Here is a 12,030-nt window from a genome sequence, read left to right as displayed (position 1 = left end):
GGAATCGCATTTTTTTGAATGTAGGTAGTTAAAAGAAATTATTCTTTCAACTAAAATCTAACCTCCATCTAACCTAACAATCGATATACTCAGTGTGTAACTATTGTTACAAAACATTTTTGGAGGGATATTTTATGAAATTAAGAGTATTAGGGATAGGAACATTAGCATTAGGATTATTAACAGGTGGCTATTCATTTTCTTCATTAGCTTCTTCAAATGATGAGAACGAAAAGGGAGAACAATTAATTAAGGCTGAAGTGAAGGTGCTTAAGCCTGGGGAGAAAGAGGATATTTCTAAAGGCAAATTGGAAATGAACAAAAAGGTGATTGATGAAGAAGGAAAAGTAAAGTCAAACGTAAAAACCTTTGAGCCTGGAGAGATGCCGGAAGTTCCTGAAGGTGCAGTGATGATGAAAAAGACAGTGACTGATAGCGAAAAAGAAGAAAAGTAACCAAAAGAAGCTTGTTTTGAAAAAGTCAAAACAAGCTTCTTACGTTGTGACGGTAAAAGAGACAAGAGGTGACTGGAATGATTTTAAAACAATTTCAAGTAGGCTATTCTAGGACAAAGGGTTAGGACTTGTTTAACCAAAATTGATAAAACTAACGGTTTGTTAAAAATATTTGATGTTAAAAGGTGGATAGAACAAATGAAACTTTTATTGGTAGAAGATGAGGCTGTTTTATCAAAAATTCTCTCTAAAGGTTTAAAGAAATCCGGCTATGCCGTCGATACAGCTTTTGATGGTGAGGAAGCATTAGAATTATTCGAAATCAATGAATATGACCTTATTATATTAGATTTAAACTTACCTAAGATGGATGGAATAGAGGTGCTAGAGCAGATTCGAGTTCAGAGCGAGGATGTGAAAATACTGATCCTTTCGGCACGATCAGCTATTCATGATAAAATAGCTGGTCTTGATAGAGGAGCGAATGATTATTTAATAAAGCCATTTGACTTTCAAGAATTGGATGCACGTATACGCAACTTATTAAGACGAACTTTTAGTCAAAAGAGTACCATTATGTCTTTGGAAAAAATAACATTGGATAGCTCGAGGAAAATAGTTTTAGTGAATGGTGAGATGATACCTGTTACCAAGAAAGAATATGCCATTTTAGAATACCTCATGCTACAACAAAATAAGGTCATCAGCTCAGAGGAATTGATAGAGCATGTTTGGGATAGTGATGCGGATTTATTTTCTAATTCACTCAAGTTCCATATCCATTCATTACGAAAAAAAATAGCAGATGTTTTGGGGGAAAAAGAAGTAATTCATACAGTACGAGGACAAGGTTATATGATTACAGAAAGTGACAAAGGTGCCTATGAATAACTTAACATTAAGAGTGAGACTAACACTTTTAACTGGCTGTATTTTTGTAGTGGTTACCATTTTACTAACACTATTATCGATTTATAGTGCCGAAGAAAAAATTGTTCAGCCTATTACGTCATCGTTACTCAATCAAGAAAATAGTCTTCATAAGGAAATCATGGATGAGGCGTCAGTAGAAACCAAGTTGGATCATGGCATCAGCTCTTATATAGAGGTTACAGATGTGAGAAAAGCGAAAGAGAAGTTTATTAATCAGAGTATTATTTGGATGGTAATTATCATTCTAGCAGGTATTATAATCATTTACGTAGTGGCAGGTAAGGCTTTAAAGCCAGTTAATGATCTTAGTCGAAAAATCGGAAATATAAGCGAGCATAATTTATCGCAACGTATAGAACATATTTCTACTAAAGATGAAATGGGGGATCTTACAGCTTCATTCAATCACATGCTAGATCGATTGGAAGAATCGTTTCTGTACCAAAAGAGCTTTGCTGCCAATGCAGCACATGAATTGAGAACACCACTAACAACAATGATGGCAGGTATTCAGGTTTTAAAACTAGAAAAATCTCCGACAGTAGAAGATTATAAGGAAACCCTAGAGGTGACAGAGGAAAGTACACAAAGGCTCATTCAAGTTGTCAATGATCTTTTAGCATTAGCTTATGAGCAAACGGAACATTTTACAGATGAAATTGAGCTTAGAACAATGATTGATACGATTACACAGGACTTACATCCTTTATGTTTAGAGAAAAACTTAACTATTTCTGTCGATATCGATGTTGAAACGATAAAGGGAAATCAAACGTTACTCTATAGAGTTTTTTATAATTTGATTGAAAATGCAATTAAGTACAATCACGAAAATGGAATTATTGAAGTTCAAGGACATGTTAAGAATAGCGCTACTCATATTTCAATTGCGGATTCAGGAATAGGGATACCAAAAGATCAGCTCCACTATATTTTTGAGCCGTTTTACCGTATCGATCATTCCAGAGCCCGTGAGTTGGGTGGTTCGGGATTAGGTTTATCTATTGTAAGAACAATCGTTGAAAAACATCAAGGGAAAATAAATGTTAGCAGTACATTGAATGTTGGCACAATATTTGAGGTCATTTTACCAATGTAAAGATGCGATTCTACCATTAGGGGGAATCGCATTTTTTTATTAAAGTTTTAATAAAAGAGAGGGAAGAGGGAAAATTTGGCGAATGTGATAGATAGACACTATGAAAAAGGATGATGATCGATGTTGAATACGAATGTGACGACTAAATTAAAAATCAAGCAGCCCGCTCATAAAGTTTTTGAAGCCATTATTTCTCCTACTGAAATCGGACATTATTGGTTTTCTAGTAGCTCTGAAAGATGGGCGGAGGGGAAGAGGATTACATTGAGATACGAGGAGTATAGCGCAGAAGGAATTATCTCAGTACTTGAAATAGAGACTAACAAAAAAATTGTATTTTCTTGGGGAGAGGAGCATGGTGAAGTGACGATTGTTACTATGACCCTTGAGGAATATCAAGGTGAGACAATCATTGAGGTAGTGGAATCAGGACTGAACGCACATGATCCGGAAATTGTGACGAAAATGATGGGTCAAAAAGAAGGCTGGATTTATACATTAACCTGTCTCAAAGGATACTTAGAAAATGGCATAAATACATTAAGAGCTTCATTAATTCATTAGAGTAGTGTGATTTGATGACCTAATTTGAGGTAATTTTTTGGATAAACGAATTTTTTCATTTTGTATCATTTTGATCGCTGTTATTTCGTTATTTAGTCCGACGATTATTTCTAATTTTATGATTCAACAAAGTACAATAATGGATACTCATTATTACATTCAATATATGGCTAATTTATCTAGTGTTTATCTAAGTTTATTCTTTTTGGCTTTATTAGCATTCGTTTTATTTCTCAAGAAAAATCGATGACTAAATTCATCAATGCTTTGCTGAACATTCTTTTCTTACCTTCGGGGGCGAAGGATGGGGGAGAAATGACATTACGGCTACAATTTGCTTCGAACCAATTTAGGAATTTCGTTTGCCTAGTTGTGGAAGTCATGCCGCCTGAAGCTATAAATAGAGCAATAGCGCTCCGATTAAATTCATTCATCTACAACATAAAGGAGGGATCGTTATGAAAAAATGGGTTTGGCTAACTGGTGGACTTTTAGTTTGTGCAGGGTTTGTCATAGGCATTGTATTTTGGAAATTCCAAAAGGAAGTCAAGAAAGACGACCCTGAATATATTGTGCAATTTATGAAAGAAAACAAGGGCAATAAAAATGTTTCAGTAGCGATACAATATAATCGCCAGAGCTGGGTAGAGCAGCATACAAAGGAACCATTGCCTTTAGCCAGTACAGTTAAAATCATCGTAGCGATCGCATATGCGCAACAAGCCGCAGATGGACATATCAATCCTCAGCAACAAGTTCGCTTAAGGGAATTAGAGACATTTTATATCCCAAAACAGATGGTGGCGCACATGAAGCGTGGCTAGCACAGTTAAACCTCAATGGGAAGGAAAGTGTGCCGCTGAGCGAGGTTGCAAAGGGAATGATTACTTATAGTTCTAATGCAAATACAGATTATTTAATGCATGTACTAGGGCTTCAAACTATTAATGAGGTTCTCACTCAACTAGATGTAAAAGGTCATGAACCCCTCTATCCAATCGTAAGTGCTCTTTATATCCCCATTCAATTGCGAGATGAAAAGAGTCTAACGAAAAAAGAAACACTAGCGGCTTTAAAAGATATGGGGATGGCTGAATATCGAGAACGGGCATTGGCTATTCATGAGAATTGGCTAGAAAAACCTTTAACAAAAGAGGAGAAAGCTCAAGCAATAAAAATGCTCAATTTGGATGTTCAAAGGGTTTGGTCTGATCGTTTAATAAGGGCTTCTACTAGTGACTACATTTCTATTTTAGAAAAGTTGAATAGTAAAAATTACTTTACCGAAGATGTACATAAATACTTAGATCCTGTGATGGAACATTTGATGCAAAACCCTAGAAATCAAGAATGGCTTACACATGCAGGTCAAAAAGGAGGGTCAACAGCCTTTGTATTGACACTAGCCGCCTATGCGGAAGATAAAGAAGGGAATCAGACGGAGATAGCTTTTTTTGCCAACGACTTAAATACAATGGAACAAATTAAATTATCTAGTAGTATGAATAGCTTTCAATTAAAATTTCTTACAGATGAAAAATTTAGGATGCGTCTTCAAAGGGAATTATCTATGTAGTGAATGACCTTTAAAATGATCTATGTTCATCAAGTAATCTTTCAAGAAAAACTGAGAATGTAGCTGCGTACTCATAAATCATGTCATTCATTAGGTCATAACACATGACGGGAAACTCCCCATCTTCATCTTTTGCGGATAAATCAAAGAAATAAAGCTCATCTGCGTCTGGTACAAATAAGTCCAATCTATTTGGATATTTTTTGTACCAATCTTCATCGTCCAAGTTCAGACGGTGAATATAGAGAATGTCGCTATCGTCGATATCTCTGTATTCAGGTTGACTGACCGTCAGAATGTTTCCTCCATTTAGTCGAGCATTGCCATAATTTATTAACCACCAGCAATAAGAGGGCGGTAATTGAAATCCTAGCTCTATTTCTGCATCGGTTATCCAGCTATCTTTTACATTACATCTAGGATGCCACTTAATCGATGTGGTATGAGCTAGCTTTTTTACTAAATTCTCATACATCAAAAAACCTCACTTTTTCATCATGATATCCAAAGAGTGCCCTTGTAGTTGAGGTAGCTAGAATTCGTACATTCTTTCAACCATCTGCATACTATATATTTATAATATGTGAGAGGACTGAGACCAATGCATTACCCTTATTATCATAATTACCCCGTGTATTACGGCTATCACCCTGTTTATTGGGCTTATCCAACACAGCTAGAACAGGGGACCAGAAGTAATGTGCGGAGAGATTATGGACCAGAGCCATTCGTTGTGGACATAGAGGACGTTACAAAGCAAAATAAAAATTACCGCACAGCACTGTGGACAGGGTCAAACTTACAAGTAACTGTGATGAGCATCGATGTAGGAGATGATATTGGCTTAGAAGTGCATCCGCATGTTGATCAATTCATTTGTATTGAAGAGGGTAAGGGAGTTGCCCAAATGGGACCGACTAAGGATTATTTAAACTTTCAAAGAAATGTTTCTGAAGATACGGCCGTCATGGTACCCGCAGGTACATGGCATAATATTACAAATGTAGGAGATGAACCATTAAAGCTCTACACGATTTATGCGCCACCTAATCATCCATCTGGGACTATTCATGTGACGAAGGCAGATGCAAAGGCTGAAGAAGCGGGTTATAGTCAAGCAAATTAAAAAATAAAAAGCGTGTTTTATTAAACATGCTTTTTTCTCGATATATGGTAGAATGTTTTTTAATTACAGATAATAAAGGTCCTTAATTAATGAAAGAAGGTAATGAATGATGAAATATTCAAAAGCAACAAACTATGCGTTACATACAATGGTGTTTTTGACGAATACACCTAAAGGAAAATCAATGAATGTTGAGACACTAGCAGACATGCAGAAACTATCTCCAACCTATCTTTCGAAAATTTTAACAAAGCTTGTAAAGGCGGGTTTAATCGAATCGAATCCAGGTGTCAATGGAGGTTATCGCATTTCGAAGCGCCCTCAAGAAGTTTCCTTTTTAGATGTGATTTACGCAATCGAGGGACAAACCTCATTATTCAGTTGTTCCTCTGACCACGAGGATTCCTTTCATAATGAAGGTTGTCTCATTGAGCAAGTAATGGTGGATGCTGAGAACAATATGAAAGAAGAGCTAAGTAAGAAATTGATTATAGATATTGTTCATGAAATCGATAAAAAAATGAAGTAGTCGGATAGAATGAAGAAATGGACGAATAAGAACTAGGGGACTCTAGTTCTATTGTTATTTCAATTGCATAAGAGCCCCAAAGTATTGCTGTGCGGTTGTGAAACAAATAAATGCCAGTAGTTCACTGATTTCAGCCTCTGTTAAATATTCTTTTAAGACAGCGGTGACATAGTGTGAGGTATGACCTTTAGTGACTAAGAATGCCTCAGCAAAACCTGTACAAACGGCTGTTTTTTCATCGTAATGTTGAGGGGCAGGTATACCTTTCGCCTGACAATATTGGCAACCATTTTTTTGTGCTAATGTTTTTCGGACCTCTTCTTTTAAATGTGCAGATAAATGACCGTCCTTTTCGACCGTTTTCCCTAATTGTAACCAATGCGACTGTATTTCCTCATTATAGCCTAGTAGTTGTTGAAATGGCGTTAAGCCCTTGTCATATAAATGAATGAGTGTCATTAATCTTCCCTCCTATAATTAGTGTAAAATATGAATGGTGTTGTTAACATACCAATTCGAAGGGAAATATTTTCTTTCTCTTTTAAAATGAAGGGAATTTTCTACAATGGATTTCATTAATGAAACAATACTAAAAGAATTGAAAAAAGATAGCCGAATTTCTATGAGCGAGTTAGGTAGGAGAGTACATTTATCGGCCCCTGCAGTTCGTGAAAGGGTACGACATTTAGAGGAACAGCAAGTCATAAGGAAATATACATTAGACATTAATTCAAAGGCGCTAGGCTTTCCCATTGAAGCTATAATGGAGGCAACAATTAAAAATAATCGCTATGCAGATTTTAAAGAACATATCCTGACATTTACAAACGTAGATTTTTGCTATCGAATATCAGGAGAAACTTGTTTCTTATTAAAGGCTCATTTTCAATCTTTTTCTGATGTAGAGCAATTTATTGATGATTTACAGCTATATGCACATACAAAAACCAATTTTATCTTTTCTGATATATGTGAGGACTTATAAAAAAGGGGATCTTTATGGAAATCAAATTATTTACGGGTGAAATTGATGACTTAGTCCATTTACTAACTCAAAATAAATGGATTTACCACACCGATCAGCACGTTAAAGAAGAGAGCGTTCGAGCAGCGTTCGCAGAGGGATATTATGAGAATGATCGTGAAACCTATTAGATACTGGAAAATGGAGATAGAGTAGGAATTATCTTTATTCATGATATCAGTGACACCATCCCACTGTTTGATATCCGCTTACATGCAAATTGTAGGGGGAAAGGATATGGCGTAATGGCACTTCGATGGTTACAAGAATATCTATTTGAGGTAAAGGGTAAGATTCGTATTGAAGGCTATACAAGAGTTGATAATATAGGGATGCGGAAATGTTTTAGCAAAGCTGGTTTTGTGAAGGAAGGCTATTTACGAAATGCCTGGGAAAATGAAGATGGCACAGTGACCGATAGTATTGTCTATGGTGCTATTAAAGAAGATTGGGTTCTAGGAAATCCAACGTCTATTAAAATAGATGACGTTCCATTTTAAGGAGACAAGCATGAAGAGAAACGTATTAAATGCTTTAAGGCAATCTTGGTCGACTCAATCAAGTTCTAAATGGAGCGTTGAAAATCCTGCAAAAGGACAATGTGGTGTTACTTCTCTAGTGGTGCAAGATATACTTGGCGGGGAAATTAGGAAAACAAGTTTGGATGAGGGCTGGCACTTTTATAATGTAATAAATGGAGAGAGAATGGATTTTACGGAAGAGCAGTTTTCATCTAAAATTGATTATCAAGACATTGATTCGAATAGGGCAGAGGCTTATCAGGATACAAATAATGCTCAATATAGCTGTTTAAAGTCACAAGTTAATAGACATTTAGCAAGAGCAGAGGGATAGATTCCTCTGCTTTTTTAAATTAGTAAAACAAAGGTGTTGACGTTTAAGAAAGAGGCGTGTTATTATTATCTCGAATTCAAGATAACTAAATTCAAGATAAACGAATTCAAACCTTTAGCTTTCGTAAGGAGGTACAATAATGGGTTTTTGGAATAAATTATTTTCTTCAAAAAAAGAGGAGGAACAAGTAATGGCAGAATTAAATATCGGTATTATTATTGGATCAACACGTGAGGGACGTGTAAGTCCTCAGGTAGCACAATGGGTAAAGGAAATTGCAGATCAACGAGGAGATGCAAACTACACAGTGATTGATATCGCTGATTATAAATTGCCATTATTAGGAGAGTCAGGGCAAGATGCTTCAGGTGCACAGGCTTGGTCAGAAGTTATTGCTAAACAAGATGGATTTGTGTTCATCGTACAAGAATACAATCACTCTATTACAGGTGCTCTAAAAAATGCACTAGATTATTTACGTGCTGAGTGGAATAACAAAGCAGCAGGCATCGTTTCATATGGTTCTGTAGGTGGTGCTCGTGCAGCAGAACATTTACGTGGCATCATGGGTGAGCTTTTAATCGCAGATGTACGTGTTCACCCTGCATTATCATTATTCACAGATTTTGAAAATGGTTCAGACTTTAAACCACAAGCTATACAAACTGATTCAGTCAATCAAATGTTAGATCAAGTAATCCCATGGTCAAAAGCTTTATACACTATTCGTTAAGCCTACGCGTTTGGGGTAGGACGAAATTGGATAAAGTGTGGGAGAGAAAATTAGTCAGGAAAGGGCATGTTACCATGAAAAAACATACAGCAGGTATTCACCATATCACAGCTATTGTAGGCCACCCACAAGAGAATATTGATTTTTATGCAGGTGTATTAGGCTTGCGTTTAGTGAAACAAACAGTAAACTTCGATGATCCTGGCACATATCATTTATATTTCGGTGATGCAGGTGGGAAACCTGGAACAATCATTACATTCTTCCCTTGGGCCAATGCATATCAAGGACGAATTGGTGACGGTCAAGTTGGTGTCACAACGTATGTTGTACCAGAGGGGGCACTACCATTTTGGATTAATCGTTTAGCCAAATTTTCGATTCCTTTCCAAAAAGCTGAACGCTTTGGTGAGCAAGTCATTCAGTTCGATGACCCGCATGGTCTGCATATCGAACTCGTTGCACGTGCTGCAGGCGAATTAAATAACTGGACATTTGGAGAAGTAACGCCAGAGGTTGCCATTAAAGGATTTGGTGGAGCCACTTTATATTCCAGCCACCCTGAAGAGACTGCAAAAGTTTTAACAGAAGTAATGGGTCTTGAAAGAGTAGCGACAGAGGGTGACTACACTCGTTTTAAATCTAATGCGGAGATTGGCAACACAGTTGATTTAAAATTGGTTGTAGGACAACGTGGACAAATGGGTGTAGGAACGGTTCACCATGTTGCGTGGAGAGCTCAAGATAATACGGATCATTTAGAATGGCAAGAGTATGTTATGAATCATGGTCAACATGTAACGGAAGTCAAAGATCGTAATTATTTTAATGCGATTTATTTCCGTGAACCTGGTGAAATTTTATTTGAAATTGCTACAGATCCTCCGGGATTTGCTCATGACGAAACAATGGAGACGATGGGAAGCCAATTAATGCTACCATCTCAATATGAGCAACAACGAGAGCAATTAGAAAGTATACTAATTCCGATTAAAGTACGTGAGCTTGACTAAGATATAGAATCTACTTAAATGAATGCGAAATGTTGAGAACTCAACATTTTCGCATTTTTTTGATCCGGCGAAATCTCATCTGCCGTTGAGCGCACGGGCCATGGCATCTAAATAATTCTGACTAGCACGCAGACTAATTTCAGCATCCGGCACAAAGACTTCAAAGCAATGAAAGCTACCAGGATAGAGATTCATCTCAACATCTACTCCTGCTTGAGCAAGTCGTGTTACATAATCGAGTGTTTCATCTCTGAATAAATCAAGTTGACCTATACACGTGTAGGTAGGCGGTAGTCCTGCTAAGTTATCTGCTCTTGAAGGAACCGCATATGGAGAAAGTTCATGGGTGTCCTGTTCCTCTCCTAAGTACATACGCCAAGCGGTCAAATTATTTGTTCTACTCCATGTTGCGTGACTGTCAGTAATCTCGTAGCTAGAAGTCGTTTCATTTCGGTTATCAAGCATTGGATACAGTGGCATCTGGAATATAATTGAGGGTCCTCCTTTATCGCGAGCCATTAATGCTAGAGCTGCTGTTAGACCTCCACCTCCACTTGCACCGGCAATTGCCACTCGTTTACTATCAATGCCAAGAGTAGGAGCTTCAGTTGTCATCCATACTAACCCTGCATAGCAATCTTCAATCGCAGCTGGATAGGGATGCTCGGGGGCAAGTCGATAATCAACTGAGACGACAACACAGTTAGCGGTCTGAACAAAACGTTCACATAGAAGATCATCCATATCAGGGTGTCCCATCACGAAACCACCCCCATGAATCCAAAGCATAGCTGGAAGTTTATCGTGGTTCCGTTTAACGGGTTCATATATTTTAACTAGCATTTCACCCCCATCACCTCTGGGAATCGTACGATTAGTTATAACTACAAGCTCTGATTCCTCTAATGGAGATTGGACTAAGAGACGACGACTCCACTCTAAATCTTCGTCTAGTCGAAAGCCTGGAAATTGGGAGTAAGCCTGCCTTAATTCGGGTAAGATTCGGTCATTGATTGTCATATAAATTCCCCCTGTAAAGTAATGAATTTTTAAATAAATGGATGTCCTTGTACTGCCATTTCAGCCTCCCATTGGGCAACTTCTTCGCGCACACGAGGAGCCACTTCGGTTCCTAGAAGTTCTATAGCTTGCATGACTTGATCATGTGGCATTGTACTTAAAGGTACGTATAACATAAATCGTGTGATCCCTACCTGTTTACGAAGATGAATGATTTTCTGAGCAACTGTCTCTGAATCACCGACATATAATGCCCCTTCAAAACTACGTGCAGTATCATAGCTAGAACGATCATAATAGGACCAACCCCGTTCTTTGCCCAGTTTATTCATGCCCGCCTGTGTAGATGGGAAAAATGTATCTGCTGCCCACTCGTTATTCGGACCAACGAAACCTATCGAATGGGAGCCTACCTGAAGCTTAGATAAATCATGACCTGCATGAGCAGCAGCTTTTTTATAAAGTTGTACGATTGGAGCAAACTGCATAGGACTGCCACCAATGATTGCTAGCATAAGTGGTAATCCTAAAAGACCTGCCCGAATGGCTGATTGTTGATTTCCTCCACTACCAACCCAAATGGGTAAGGATTTTTGAACAGGTCTTGGATACACACCTAAATTATTGATCGCCGGTCGGTGCTTCCCTTCCCACACTACTTTTTCTTCCTCACGAATTTTAAGTAATAAATCTAAATGCTCTTCAAATAGTTCATCATAGTCATTTAAATTGTATCCAAATAAAGGGAAAGATTCGATGAACGACCCACGACCTGCCATAATTTCCGCACGCCCATTTGAAAGTCCGTCCAAAGTAGAAAAATCTTGATAGACGCGAACCGGGTCAGCTGAAGAAAGGACAGTCACCGCACTTGTAAGTCGTATTTTTTCCGTTTGTGAAGCAGCGGCGGACAACACCATTGCAGGGGAAGATGCAGCATAGTCTTCTCGATGATGCTCGCCAACCCCAAATACATCCAGTCCTACTTGATCGGCAAGAATGATTTCTTCAACCACTTCACGTAAGCGTTGGGCATGACTAATCACTTCCCCACTATGAACATCTGGTTTTGTTTCTACAAAAGAGGTAATTCCTATTTCCAT

The 12,030-nt window shown here is 37.8% G+C and carries 19 protein-coding genes; 15 read left to right on the top strand and 4 right to left on the bottom strand.

Annotation, left to right across the window (positions count from 1 at the left end; genetic code table 11):
• The first annotated feature begins 134 nt into the window (after positions 1 to 134).
• The 7 genes from MKX57_RS22750 to MKX57_RS22720 all read left to right on the top strand — a co-directional run bounded on the left by MKX57_RS22750 (position 135) and on the right by MKX57_RS22720 (position 4,627).
• Positions 135 to 455: a hypothetical protein gene (locus MKX57_RS22750; protein ID WP_342531233.1), complete on the top strand. Its 321-nt coding sequence runs from the start codon at positions 135 to 137 to the stop codon at positions 453 to 455.
• A gap of 198 nt (positions 456 to 653) precedes the next feature.
• Positions 654 to 1,346, top strand: coding sequence for a response regulator transcription factor (locus MKX57_RS22745; RefSeq protein ID WP_342550638.1), 693 nt, complete (start codon positions 654 to 656; stop codon positions 1,344 to 1,346).
• Positions 1,339 to 2,487 (top strand): ATP-binding protein, encoded by a 1,149-nt coding sequence (locus tag MKX57_RS22740; RefSeq protein ID WP_342550637.1) that lies wholly within the window; start codon positions 1,339 to 1,341, stop codon positions 2,485 to 2,487. The genes MKX57_RS22745 and MKX57_RS22740 overlap by 8 nt, the downstream gene beginning before the upstream one ends.
• Before the next feature lie 120 nt (positions 2,488 to 2,607).
• The gene (locus MKX57_RS22735) at positions 2,608 to 3,051 is read left to right on the top strand and encodes an SRPBCC family protein (protein WP_036121463.1); all 444 of its coding nucleotides are present in this window, start codon (positions 2,608 to 2,610) and stop codon (positions 3,049 to 3,051) included.
• Between the two features lie 37 nt (positions 3,052 to 3,088).
• On the top strand, positions 3,089 to 3,301 hold the full coding sequence (locus tag MKX57_RS22730; RefSeq protein ID WP_090259212.1) for a hypothetical protein: 213 nt from the start codon (positions 3,089 to 3,091) through the stop codon (positions 3,299 to 3,301).
• A gap of 208 nt (positions 3,302 to 3,509) precedes the next feature.
• Positions 3,510 to 3,875, top strand: a complete 366-nt coding sequence (locus MKX57_RS22725; RefSeq protein ID WP_342550636.1) for a serine hydrolase — start codon at positions 3,510 to 3,512, stop codon at positions 3,873 to 3,875.
• Between the two features lie 56 nt (positions 3,876 to 3,931).
• Entirely contained in the window at positions 3,932 to 4,627 is a 696-nt protein-coding gene (locus tag MKX57_RS22720) for a D-alanyl-D-alanine carboxypeptidase (RefSeq protein ID WP_342550635.1), read from the top strand.
• A 10-nt stretch (positions 4,628 to 4,637) separates the two neighbouring features.
• Here MKX57_RS22720 and MKX57_RS22715 read toward each other — a convergent pair whose 3' ends face one another.
• Entirely contained in the window at positions 4,638 to 5,102 is a 465-nt protein-coding gene (locus tag MKX57_RS22715) for an SMI1/KNR4 family protein (RefSeq protein WP_089985875.1), read from the bottom strand.
• Positions 5,103 to 5,228: 126 nt separating this feature from the next.
• On the opposite strand from MKX57_RS22715, the gene MKX57_RS22710 reads away from it, so the two are divergent.
• Both MKX57_RS22710 and MKX57_RS22705 read left to right on the top strand, forming a co-directional pair.
• Positions 5,229 to 5,753, top strand: a complete 525-nt coding sequence (locus MKX57_RS22710) for a cupin domain-containing protein (RefSeq protein WP_342550634.1) — start codon at positions 5,229 to 5,231, stop codon at positions 5,751 to 5,753.
• A 106-nt stretch (positions 5,754 to 5,859) separates the two neighbouring features.
• Complete coding sequence (locus tag MKX57_RS22705) at positions 5,860 to 6,282, top strand: Rrf2 family transcriptional regulator (RefSeq protein WP_089985873.1); 423 nt, start codon at positions 5,860 to 5,862, stop codon at positions 6,280 to 6,282.
• Positions 6,283 to 6,336: 54 nt separating this feature from the next.
• On the opposite strand, the gene MKX57_RS22700 is transcribed toward MKX57_RS22705, so the two are convergent.
• Positions 6,337 to 6,741: a carboxymuconolactone decarboxylase family protein gene (locus MKX57_RS22700; RefSeq protein ID WP_089985872.1), complete on the bottom strand. Its 405-nt coding sequence runs from the start codon at positions 6,739 to 6,741 to the stop codon at positions 6,337 to 6,339.
• A gap of 106 nt (positions 6,742 to 6,847) precedes the next feature.
• Here MKX57_RS22700 and MKX57_RS22695 point away from each other — a divergent pair, with 106 nt between their 5' ends.
• The 6 genes from MKX57_RS22695 to MKX57_RS22670 all read left to right on the top strand — a co-directional run bounded on the left by MKX57_RS22695 (position 6,848) and on the right by MKX57_RS22670 (position 9,907).
• Entirely contained in the window at positions 6,848 to 7,267 is a 420-nt protein-coding gene (locus MKX57_RS22695; protein ID WP_107922341.1) for an Lrp/AsnC family transcriptional regulator, read from the top strand.
• 14 nt (positions 7,268 to 7,281) lie between these two features.
• A complete protein-coding gene (locus MKX57_RS22690; RefSeq protein WP_237068844.1) occupies positions 7,282 to 7,437 on the top strand; it encodes a hypothetical protein in 156 nt (51 codons plus the stop codon).
• Positions 7,438 to 7,806, top strand: a complete 369-nt coding sequence (locus MKX57_RS22685; RefSeq protein WP_342551141.1) for a GNAT family protein — start codon at positions 7,438 to 7,440, stop codon at positions 7,804 to 7,806. It abuts the gene before it with no gap.
• A gap of 10 nt (positions 7,807 to 7,816) precedes the next feature.
• A complete protein-coding gene (locus MKX57_RS22680) occupies positions 7,817 to 8,161 on the top strand; it encodes a hypothetical protein (protein ID WP_096365686.1) in 345 nt (114 codons plus the stop codon).
• A 139-nt stretch (positions 8,162 to 8,300) separates the two neighbouring features.
• Complete coding sequence (locus MKX57_RS22675) at positions 8,301 to 8,894, top strand: NADPH-dependent FMN reductase (protein WP_342550633.1); 594 nt, start codon at positions 8,301 to 8,303, stop codon at positions 8,892 to 8,894.
• A gap of 74 nt (positions 8,895 to 8,968) precedes the next feature.
• Positions 8,969 to 9,907: a ring-cleaving dioxygenase gene (locus MKX57_RS22670; protein ID WP_107922340.1), complete on the top strand. Its 939-nt coding sequence runs from the start codon at positions 8,969 to 8,971 to the stop codon at positions 9,905 to 9,907.
• 75 nt (positions 9,908 to 9,982) lie between these two features.
• Here MKX57_RS22670 and MKX57_RS22665 read toward each other — a convergent pair whose 3' ends face one another.
• Positions 9,983 to 10,927, bottom strand: coding sequence for an alpha/beta hydrolase (locus MKX57_RS22665; protein WP_107922339.1), 945 nt, complete (start codon positions 10,925 to 10,927; stop codon positions 9,983 to 9,985).
• A 29-nt stretch (positions 10,928 to 10,956) separates the two neighbouring features.
• Positions 10,957 to 12,030 (bottom strand): LLM class flavin-dependent oxidoreductase, encoded by a 1,074-nt coding sequence (locus tag MKX57_RS22660; protein ID WP_342550632.1) that lies wholly within the window; start codon positions 12,028 to 12,030, stop codon positions 10,957 to 10,959.

Origin of the sequence: Lysinibacillus sp. FSL M8-0216 (genome assembly GCF_038595555.1) — a bacterium.
GTDB lineage: Bacteria > Bacillota > Bacilli > Bacillales_A > Planococcaceae > Lysinibacillus > Lysinibacillus fusiformis.
Note: the sequence above shows the minus strand (reverse complement) of the source record. Positions and strands in the feature narration are given on the sequence as shown.

Excerpts from the sequence above, each read along its gene's own strand:
- MKX57_RS22750 (WP_342531233.1), top strand. The coding sequence starts at position 135 with ATGAAATTAAGAGTATTAGGGATAGGAACATTAGCATTAGGATTATTA.
- MKX57_RS22745 (WP_342550638.1), top strand. The coding sequence starts at position 654 with ATGAAACTTTTATTGGTAGAAGATGAGGCTGTTTTATCAAAAATTCTC.
- MKX57_RS22740 (WP_342550637.1), top strand. The coding sequence starts at position 1,339 with ATGAATAACTTAACATTAAGAGTGAGACTAACACTTTTAACTGGCTGT.
- MKX57_RS22735 (WP_036121463.1), top strand. The coding sequence starts at position 2,608 with ATGTTGAATACGAATGTGACGACTAAATTAAAAATCAAGCAGCCCGCT.
- MKX57_RS22725 (WP_342550636.1), top strand. The coding sequence starts at position 3,510 with ATGAAAAAATGGGTTTGGCTAACTGGTGGACTTTTAGTTTGTGCAGGG.
- MKX57_RS22720 (WP_342550635.1), top strand. The coding sequence starts at position 3,932 with ATGATTACTTATAGTTCTAATGCAAATACAGATTATTTAATGCATGTA.
- MKX57_RS22715 (WP_089985875.1), bottom strand. The coding sequence starts at position 5,102 with ATGTATGAGAATTTAGTAAAAAAGCTAGCTCATACCACATCGATTAAG.
- MKX57_RS22710 (WP_342550634.1), top strand. The coding sequence starts at position 5,229 with ATGCATTACCCTTATTATCATAATTACCCCGTGTATTACGGCTATCAC.
- MKX57_RS22705 (WP_089985873.1), top strand. The coding sequence starts at position 5,860 with ATGATGAAATATTCAAAAGCAACAAACTATGCGTTACATACAATGGTG.
- MKX57_RS22700 (WP_089985872.1), bottom strand. The coding sequence starts at position 6,741 with ATGACACTCATTCATTTATATGACAAGGGCTTAACGCCATTTCAACAA.
- MKX57_RS22695 (WP_107922341.1), top strand. The coding sequence starts at position 6,848 with ATGGATTTCATTAATGAAACAATACTAAAAGAATTGAAAAAAGATAGC.
- MKX57_RS22690 (WP_237068844.1), top strand. The coding sequence starts at position 7,282 with ATGGAAATCAAATTATTTACGGGTGAAATTGATGACTTAGTCCATTTA.
- MKX57_RS22680 (WP_096365686.1), top strand. The coding sequence starts at position 7,817 with ATGAAGAGAAACGTATTAAATGCTTTAAGGCAATCTTGGTCGACTCAA.
- MKX57_RS22675 (WP_342550633.1), top strand. The coding sequence starts at position 8,301 with ATGGGTTTTTGGAATAAATTATTTTCTTCAAAAAAAGAGGAGGAACAA.
- MKX57_RS22670 (WP_107922340.1), top strand. The coding sequence starts at position 8,969 with ATGAAAAAACATACAGCAGGTATTCACCATATCACAGCTATTGTAGGC.
- MKX57_RS22665 (WP_107922339.1), bottom strand. The coding sequence starts at position 10,927 with ATGACAATCAATGACCGAATCTTACCCGAATTAAGGCAGGCTTACTCC.
- MKX57_RS22660 (WP_342550632.1), bottom strand. The coding sequence starts at position 12,030 with ATGGAAATAGGAATTACCTCTTTTGTAGAAACAAAACCAGATGTTCAT.